Source organism: Acinetobacter sp. MB5 (genome assembly GCF_003261585.1).
Lineage (GTDB): Bacteria > Pseudomonadota > Gammaproteobacteria > Pseudomonadales > Moraxellaceae > Acinetobacter.
The window spans coordinates 1-332 of the sequence record NZ_POVU01000054.1; the positions used below are offsets into that span (position 1 = coordinate 1).

The following is a 332-nucleotide window of genomic DNA, read 5'->3' on the forward strand; positions in this document are numbered from 1 at the left end:
ACTTTAAAACTGGGCTATGACAAAACTCTCGTGAAAGTGGGTGAGCTTTGGCTGGATTTACCCGTTACCGCAGTTGATGCCAGTCGTCAGTTGTTGGCATCCTACTGGGGGGAGAATTTAAAATCCAAGCTTACTGACCGCCTTGATCTGGAAGTTGGACGTGTCGAAAAAGTCTCTCCACGTAATCAGGAAGGGTTTCACAACTTCTCGTTCACCATGAATGGCATCACCAAGTATTCTGATGGCCTGAACTATATTGACCTGCGTTACCAGTTTTCTCCATCTCTGAAAGGCGAATATTATTTCGGAAATATGCAGGAACTGTTTAACAA

At 44.3% G+C, this 332-nt stretch carries 1 protein-coding gene; it reads left to right on the forward strand.

Annotated features, from left to right (window positions below; translation table 11 throughout):
• On the forward strand, positions 1 to 332 hold a 332-nt coding region (locus C1A47_RS17570; RefSeq protein WP_162625990.1), incomplete at both ends, for an OprD family outer membrane porin.